Source organism: Streptomyces chlorus (assembly GCF_042655885.1).
Taxonomy (GTDB): Bacteria; Actinomycetota; Actinomycetes; order Streptomycetales; family Streptomycetaceae; genus Streptomyces; species Streptomyces chlorus.
In genome coordinates this window covers 73353-80765 of sequence record NZ_JBHSOA010000064.1, presented here as the reverse complement: position 1 = coordinate 80765, position 7413 = coordinate 73353, and the positions used below count along the sequence as shown (strand labels likewise).

The following is a 7413-nucleotide window of genomic DNA, read 5'->3' as shown; positions in this document are numbered from 1 at the left end:
TATGTCCTCGGACAGGTGTACGATCGCGCTGTTCCGGGCCGATTTTCACATCGAGACCCGAACTTCCGATCCCGAGGGGGGACTTGAGTGGGGACTTCCATGTCCGGGGGCGGTCGGCACAGACGCCGGATCAGAATCGCGCTGCCCGTCGCCGCCGCCGGCGTCGCCGCGGCCGTCACCGCCGCACTGCTGACCTCGTCCGCCGGCGCCGCCACCGCGCTGCCGCAGCCGACCGCCGACCCGGCGATCAGCTCGCCGTCACCGGCCGAGCTGAAGAAGCGCGTCGCCGGCGCGCTCGCCGGTGACGACACCGCCGGCCGGCCGAACCGGTCGTCGTTGAGCAAGAGCACCGGCGCCGACAGCACCACCACCGGCACCGGATCCGCCATCGATGCGAAGATCATCGGTGGCAGCACGACCACCATCACCTCCGCGCCCTGGATGGCGCAGCTCCACTACTACGACGACCGGGGCACCAGCCGCACGAGCGACGACATCGGCTTCTTCTGCGGTGGTGCCGTCGTCGCCCCGACGAAGATCCTCACCGCCGCGCACTGCGTCAAGGGATACGACTGGCACGCCAACGGCGCCATCGTCACGGGGACCGCACAGCTCCCCTCCGGCGGCGGAGCCGACCTGCACGGCGGCACCGTCTCCGGTGTCTGGCGGCAGTGGAACCACCCGTCGTACAAGGCGACGACCATCGACAACGACATCGCGGTGCTCACCCTGCCCGGCCCCGTCAAGGCCACCCCGATCCGCATGACCACCTCCGGCGACACCGCCTCCTACGCCGCCGGAAAGAGCGCCAAGGTCTACGGCTGGGGCCGCACCAGCTCCACCAGCCAGAATGTCTCCGAGACGCTGAAGGCGGCCACGCTGCCCCTCCAGTCCGACGCCACGTGTGCCCGCACCTACGGCGCCGACTTCGTCAAGGGGCACATGGTCTGCGCCGGCAAGCCCGCCGACGGCACCGACAGCGGCACCACCTCTGCCTGCAACGGCGACTCCGGCGGCCCGCTGGTCGTGAACAACCGGATCGTCGGCGTCGTCTCCTGGGGCGTGCTGGACTGCGTCGAGAAGGGCGCCTACAGCGTCTTCGCCAAGGCGAGCACCTACGTCGGGGCCGCCTACGCGCGCGTCGACGACACCAACATCAACGGCGACCACCGCGCCGACCTGTGGGCGCGCAAGTCCTCGACGACGACCGGCTACTCCAAGAACTCCAAGGGCTCCTCGTTCGCCGCCCGCGAGTCCTGGGGCAGCTGGAAGGGCGTCAACGTCGTCCTGCAGACCGACCTCAACCGGGACGGGTACCAGGACCTGGTGTACCGGCGCAGCAGCGACGGCGCCGTCTTCTGGACCCGGTACGTCATCTCCAGCGGCACCTGGTCCACCAAGCGCATCTTCGACAACTGGAAGACCCGCACCCGCATGGTCGCCCCCGGTGACGTCACCGGCGACTACCTGCCCGACCTGCTGTCCGTGGACTCCGCCGGTGTGCTGTGGATCTACCCGGGCAAGGGCAACGGCACCTTCTCCGCCCGTGTGAAGGTCGGCTCCGGCTGGAACCAGTACAACTCCGTGCGCGGCCACGGCGACTTCAACGGCGACGGAAAGACCGACCTGATCGCCCGCCACAAGAGCACCGGTGCGATGTACCTGTACAAGGGCACCGGCAAGGCCGGCACCGGCGCCTTCTCCGGCCGGGTCAAGGTCCGCACCTGGAGCACCAAGACGTACAACGCCTTCGACACCGTCGGCGACATCAGCGGCGACGGCAAGGCGGACTTCCTGGCCCGCACCCCCGGCGGCACCCTGTACCTGTACAAGGGCACCGGGAAGGCCACGAGTGAGATCTTCTCCGCCAGGATCTCCGTCGGTACCGATTTCAAGCAGTACGACATCTTCGGCTGACATCGCGGGACACCGCAGGTGAGCGCCACGCTCACCGCTCTTGAACGGAACACCCTGGGCCCGGCCGTGCGACGGCCGGGCCCAGGCGCCGTACGGCCACGCGCCGGATTCTCCTTCCGCCCGGACGGCGGGACGACGGGTACGGCGAGACGATGGGTGCTGTACGGAACATCACCCGGCCAGGTCCGGCATCGAACGCAGGGGTGATCGACCGGGCAAGAGCTGAGGAGCGCATGTCTGCGGAGAGCACACCCGAGCCCGGCCGACGGGCTCGGAGAAGGCGCCGCATGCCGCGCGACAAGCGGCACAGCGGTCTGAAGGCCATGGCGTGGACCGCCGCGGCCATCCTCGTCCTGGGTGGCGCCGGCGTCGGATACGTGTACGTCAGACTCAACGGCAACCTCACGAGCATCGACATCGGCCGCCTCCTCGGCACCGACCGGCCCGAGAAGGCAGGCAACGGCTCCGAGAACATCCTCGTCCTCGGTTCCGACACCCGCTCCGGGGGCAACCAGAAGCTCGGCGGCGGTGCCGACAACGGCAGCGCCCGCTCCGACACCGCGATGATCGTGCACGTCCACGAGGGTCACAAGAAGGCGTCCGTGGTGTCCGTCCCGCGTGACACCATCGTCGACCGGCCCGAATGCACCGACACCGAGGGCGCCGCCCACCCCGCCGCGAACGGTGTGATGTTCAACTCCGTGTACACCACCGGCGGGGCCGCCTGCGCCGTGAAGACCGTCGAGTCGATGACCGACCTGCGCATGGACCACTACCTGGAGGTCGACTTCAGCGGCTTCCGGGAGCTCGTCGACGAGCTGGGCGGCGTCGAGATCACCACCACCAAGGACATCGACGACCCCGACAGCCACCTGGAGCTCGCCGCCGGCACCCACCGGCTCGACGGCGCACAGGCCCTCGGCCTGGTCCGCACCCGGCACGGCGTAGGCGACGGCTCCGACCTGGGCCGCATCCAGCTCCAGCAGGCCTTCGTCAGGGCCCTGGCCCAGCAGGTGAAGGACATCGGCCTCTTCACCGACCCCAAGAAGCTCTACGACATCGCCGACACGGCCACCAGGACCGTCACCACCGACTCCGACCTGGGCTCGGTGAACTCCCTGATGGCCTTCGCGGGCGGCCTGAGGGACATCGACCCCGCCGGCCTGCACATGGTGACCATGCCGGTGCGGTACGACCCCGCCGACCCCAACCGCGTCCTGCCGCAGAAGGAGAAGGCGCGGCTGGTCTGGGACGCCCTGAGGAACGACGAGCCGATCCCGCGGGCGGCCACGGTGGACACGGCCACAGGTGGGGCCAAGAGCGTCGTCAGCGCCTCCTGAGCACGCCTCGAGCGCTCCTCGGGGGACCCGGGGCGCCGCGAGCCCGCCCGGACCCCGGGAACAAAAGACGGCAGCCCTCGGTTTTGGGGGATGGCGCCAGTCCTGGCAGACTGGTACGTCGGTTCCGGTTCACGCTCCCGCATCCCGCGGCTGCGACCCGGCGCCCTCCCGAACCTAGGAGTCACCTTGAAGCGCGACATCCACCCCGCGTACGTCGAGACGCAGGTCAGCTGCACCTGCGGCGCGCAGTTCACCACCCGCAGCACCATCGAGTCCGGCACCGTCCGCGCCGAGGTCTGCTCCGAGTGCCACCCGTTCTACACGGGCAAGCAGAAGATCCTCGACACCGGTGGCCGTGTGGCCCGCTTCGAGGCCCGCTTCGGCAAGGCCTCCGGCTCCCAGAAGTAGCGAGCCCCATTTCGCCGGTCCACGGCCGCGACTCCTCTCCCCGCGCAGGTGGGAGGGGTCGCGTGCCGGGACCGGCGTTTTTGGTCGCCCCTCTTCCCCTTTCCCACGCAGTAGCAGGAGCCCAAGATGTTCGAGGCCGTCGAGGAACTCGTCACCGAGCACGCCGACCTGGAGACGAAGCTCGCCGACCCGTCGGTCCACGCCGACCAGGCCAACGCGCGCAGGCTGAACAAGCGGTACGCGGAACTCACCCCGATCGTCACCACGTACCGCTCCTTCAAGCGGACGGGTGACGACATCGAGGCCGCGCGTGAACTGGCCGCCGACGACCCGGACTTCGCCGCCGAGCTCAAGGACCTGGAGAAGCAGCGCGAGGAGCTCACCGACAAGCTCCGCCTGCTGCTGGTCCCGCGTGACCCCAACGACGACAAGGACGTCATCCTCGAGGTCAAGGCGGGCGCGGGCGGCGACGAGTCCGCTCTGTTCGCCGGTGACCTGCTGCGCATGTACCTGCGGTACGCCGAGCGCGTGGGCTGGAAGACCGAGATCATCGACGCCACCGAGTCCGAGCTGGGCGGCTACAAGGACGTCCAGGTCGCCGTGAAGACCAAGGGCGGCCAGGGCGCCACCGAGCCCGGCCAGGGCGTGTGGGCCCGGCTGAAGTACGAGGGCGGGGTGCACCGCGTGCAGCGGGTGCCGGCCACCGAGTCGCAGGGCCGTATCCACACCTCCGCGGCGGGTGTCCTGGTGACGCCCGAGGCGGAGGAGGTCGACGTCGAGATCAACCCGAACGACCTGCGGATCGACGTCTACCGCTCCTCCGGCCCCGGCGGGCAGTCCGTCAACACCACCGACTCCGCCGTGCGCATCACGCACCTCCCGACCGGAGTCGTCGCCTCCTGCCAGAACGAGAAGAGCCAGCTGCAGAACAAGGAGCAGGCACTGCGTATCCTGCGCTCCAGGCTGCTCGCGGCGGCGCAGGAGGAGGCGGAGAAGGAGGCCGCCGACGCCCGGCGCAGCCAGGTCCGCACCGTCGACCGCTCCGAGAAGATCCGCACCTACAACTTCCCGGAGAACCGCATCTCCGACCACCGCGTCGGGTTCAAGGCGTACAACCTGGACCAGGTCCTGGACGGCGATCTGGACGCGATGATCCAGGCATGTGTCGACGCGGACTCGGCCGCCAAACTCGCCTCAGCATGACGCCGGCCCACCGGGCCTGAGCACCGGGCCCGAACACCGGGCCGCCGCACCGGCCGTACGAGAACTTCCGGAGGATGAGCGTGCAGCAACATAGTGGGGGGCGACCCCCGAGCCCCCGCAGCGTGCTGCTCGCGGAGGTGGCCCAGGCCACCCAGCGGCTCGCCGACGCCGGTGTGCCCTCGCCGCGCACCGACGCGGAGGAGCTCGCCGCGTTCGTGCACGGCGTCAAGCGCGGCGCACTGCACACGGTGCGGGACGCCGACTTCGACGCCCGCTACTGGGAGGTCGTCGCCCGCCGCGAGGCGCGCGAACCGCTCCAGCACATCACCGGGCACGCCTACTTCCGCTACCTCGAACTCCAGGTGGGGCCCGGGGTGTTCGTGCCGCGTCCGGAGACCGAGTCGGTCGTCGGCTGGGCCATAGACGCGGTACGGGCCATGGACGTCGTCGAGCCGTGCGTCGTCGACCTGTGCACCGGCTCGGGCGCCATCGCGCTCGCCCTCGCGCAGGAGGTGCCGCGCTCCCGCGTGTACGCCGTGGAGCTGTCCGAGGACGCCCTCGTGTGGACCCGCAAGAACATGGAGGGCTCACGCGTCGAGCTGCGCCAGGGAGACGCCCTGACGGCCTTCCCGGACCTCGACGGCCAGGTCGACCTGGTGATCTCCAACCCGCCGTACATCCCGCTCACCGAATGGGAGTACGTCGCCCCCGAGGCGCGCGACCACGACCCCGAGCTGGCCCTGTTCTCCGGCGAGGACGGCCTCCAGCTCATCCGGGGCCTGGAACGCACCGCGCACCGTCTGCTGCGCCCCGGTGGCGTGGTCGTCGTCGAGCACGCCGACACCCAGGGCGGCCAGGTGCCGTGGATCTTCGCCGAGGACCGCGGCTGGACCGACGCCGCCGACCACCCCGACCTGAACAACCGGCCCCGGTTCGCCACCGCCCGCAAGGCGCTGCCGTGAGCGTCCGGCAGACTTCAACCACCCCAGCCGCACGTGCACGAGGAGGCCCGCCAGATGGCTCGGCGATACGACACCAACGACGCGACCGATCGCGCGACCGGTCTGCGTGAAGCCGCGTCCGCCGTCCGTCGTGGCGAGCTCGTGGTGCTGCCGACGGACACCGTCTACGGCATCGGCGCCGACGCGTTCACCGGCGAGGCCGTCGCCGACCTCCTGGAGGCCAAGGGACGCGGCCGCAGCATGCCCACTCCCGTCCTCATCGGCTCCCCGAACACCCTGCACGGCCTCGTCACGGACTTCTCCGAGCAGGCCTGGGAACTGGTCGACGCGTTCTGGCCGGGAGCACTGACCCTGGTCGCCCGGCACCAGCCGTCCCTCCAGTGGGACCTCGGCGACACCCGTGGCACGGTCGCCGTACGGATGCCGCTGCACCCGGTCGCCATCGAGCTGCTCACCGAGGTCGGCCCGATGGCCGTCTCCTCGGCCAACCTGACGGGTCACCCCGCGCCGGAGAACTGCGACGCGGCGCAGGAGATGCTCGGCGACTCCGTCTCCGTCTACCTCGACGGCGGCCCCACCCCGGGCATCGTCCCCTCGTCGATCGTCGACGTCACGCGCCCCGTGCCCGTGCTGCTGCGCGAAGGCGCCCTCTCGCCGGAGGAGCTGCGCAAAGTGGTACCCGACCTCGAGGTGGCGAATTGACGGCCCCCGAGTCGGGGCGTGGCATAGGCAACGGGGTACGCAGCGCGGAGGAGACGACGACCTTCGGGTTTCCGCGCGACACCTTCCGCATCCTCCATGTCAGCACCGGAAACGTCTGCCGCTCGCCCATCACCGAGCGGCTGACCCGGCATTTCGTGAGCCAGCGGCTGGGCATCCTGGGCGGCGGGCTGATCGTGGAGAGCGCGGGCACCTGGGGTCACGAGGGCGCGCCGATGGAGTCCCACGCGGAGACCGTGCTGGCCGACTTCGGCGCGGACGCCTCCGGGTTCGTCGGCCGTGAACTGCTGGACGATCACGTCATCCGCGCCGACCTGGTGCTGACCGCGACCCGTGACCACCGCGCCCAGGTCATCTCCATGGGCCACTCGGCGGGCCTGCGCACCTTCACGCTGAAGGAGTTCACCCGCCTGGTGAACGCGATCGACCCGGCGACCCTGCCCCCACTGGACGAGGGTCTGGTCATGCGCGCCCGCGCGCTGGTCCGCGCCGCCGCCGCACTGCGCGGGTGGCTGCTGGCCCCGACCGCCGAGGCGGACGAGGTCTACGACCCGTACGGGGCGCCCCTGCCGTTCTTCCGCTCCATCGGCGACGAGATACATCAGGCCCTCGACCCGGTCGTCACCGCCCTGACCGGCGTCCCGACCCGCGCCTGACGGATCCGCCGGGGCCTGTCCGGCGGATCGGAGCCGGGGGTGGCCGGCGGTATCCGCCCAGCGGGGGGCGAGCGGGGTCCGGGGCGTTCAGCCGCACGGCGGAGAAGGACGTGTGCCGGCCCCGAGCCTTGACCTGATCCCGGACTCTGCTGCGCAATTCGCCGGCCCCGTGGGAACAGCCGCTCGGAGCGCCGGGCATGGCGCAGC

General features: G+C 70.7%; 7 protein-coding genes. All 7 read left to right on the top strand.

Features of this window, described 5'->3' with window-relative positions:
* Positions 1 to 99: 99 nt before the first annotated feature.
* The 7 genes from ACFPZI_RS27530 to ACFPZI_RS27500 all read left to right on the top strand — a co-directional run bounded on the left by ACFPZI_RS27530 (position 100) and on the right by ACFPZI_RS27500 (position 7206).
* On the top strand, positions 100 to 1917 hold the full coding sequence (locus tag ACFPZI_RS27530; RefSeq protein WP_381368329.1) for a trypsin-like serine protease: 1818 nt from the start codon (positions 100 to 102) through the stop codon (positions 1915 to 1917).
* Positions 1918 to 2150: 233 nt separating this feature from the next.
* Positions 2151 to 3257 carry an LCP family protein gene (locus tag ACFPZI_RS27525; protein WP_381368326.1) on the top strand — a complete coding sequence of 369 codons (1107 nt, stop codon included), beginning with the start codon at positions 2151 to 2153 and terminating at the stop codon, positions 3255 to 3257.
* 186 nt (positions 3258 to 3443) lie between these two features.
* Entirely contained in the window at positions 3444 to 3665 is a 222-nt protein-coding gene (gene rpmE, locus ACFPZI_RS27520) for a 50S ribosomal protein L31 (RefSeq protein WP_381368323.1), read from the top strand.
* 126 nt (positions 3666 to 3791) lie between these two features.
* Positions 3792 to 4868: a peptide chain release factor 1 gene (gene prfA, locus ACFPZI_RS27515; protein WP_381368320.1), complete on the top strand. Its 1077-nt coding sequence runs from the start codon at positions 3792 to 3794 to the stop codon at positions 4866 to 4868.
* 74 nt (positions 4869 to 4942) lie between these two features.
* A complete protein-coding gene (prmC, locus tag ACFPZI_RS27510; RefSeq protein WP_381368318.1) occupies positions 4943 to 5830 on the top strand; it encodes a peptide chain release factor N(5)-glutamine methyltransferase in 888 nt (295 codons plus the stop codon).
* 54 nt (positions 5831 to 5884) lie between these two features.
* Positions 5885 to 6532 carry an L-threonylcarbamoyladenylate synthase gene (locus ACFPZI_RS27505; protein ID WP_381368315.1) on the top strand — a complete coding sequence of 216 codons (648 nt, stop codon included), beginning with the start codon at positions 5885 to 5887 and terminating at the stop codon, positions 6530 to 6532.
* Positions 6529 to 7206: an arsenate reductase/protein-tyrosine-phosphatase family protein gene (locus tag ACFPZI_RS27500; RefSeq protein WP_381368312.1), complete on the top strand. Its 678-nt coding sequence runs from the start codon at positions 6529 to 6531 to the stop codon at positions 7204 to 7206. The genes ACFPZI_RS27505 and ACFPZI_RS27500 overlap by 4 nt, the downstream gene beginning before the upstream one ends.
* The last annotated feature ends 207 nt before the right edge of the window (positions 7207 to 7413 follow it).

What these genes read in the sequence shown, in the direction of transcription:
- prmC (WP_381368318.1), top strand. Translation starts at nt 4,943, where the DNA reads ATGAGCGTGCAGCAACATAGTGGGGGGCGACCCCCGAGCCCCCGCAGC.
- prfA (WP_381368320.1), top strand. Translation starts at nt 3,792, where the DNA reads ATGTTCGAGGCCGTCGAGGAACTCGTCACCGAGCACGCCGACCTGGAG.
- ACFPZI_RS27505 (WP_381368315.1), top strand. Translation starts at nt 5,885, where the DNA reads ATGGCTCGGCGATACGACACCAACGACGCGACCGATCGCGCGACCGGT.
- ACFPZI_RS27530 (WP_381368329.1), top strand. Translation starts at nt 100, where the DNA reads ATGTCCGGGGGCGGTCGGCACAGACGCCGGATCAGAATCGCGCTGCCC.
- ACFPZI_RS27525 (WP_381368326.1), top strand. Translation starts at nt 2,151, where the DNA reads ATGTCTGCGGAGAGCACACCCGAGCCCGGCCGACGGGCTCGGAGAAGG.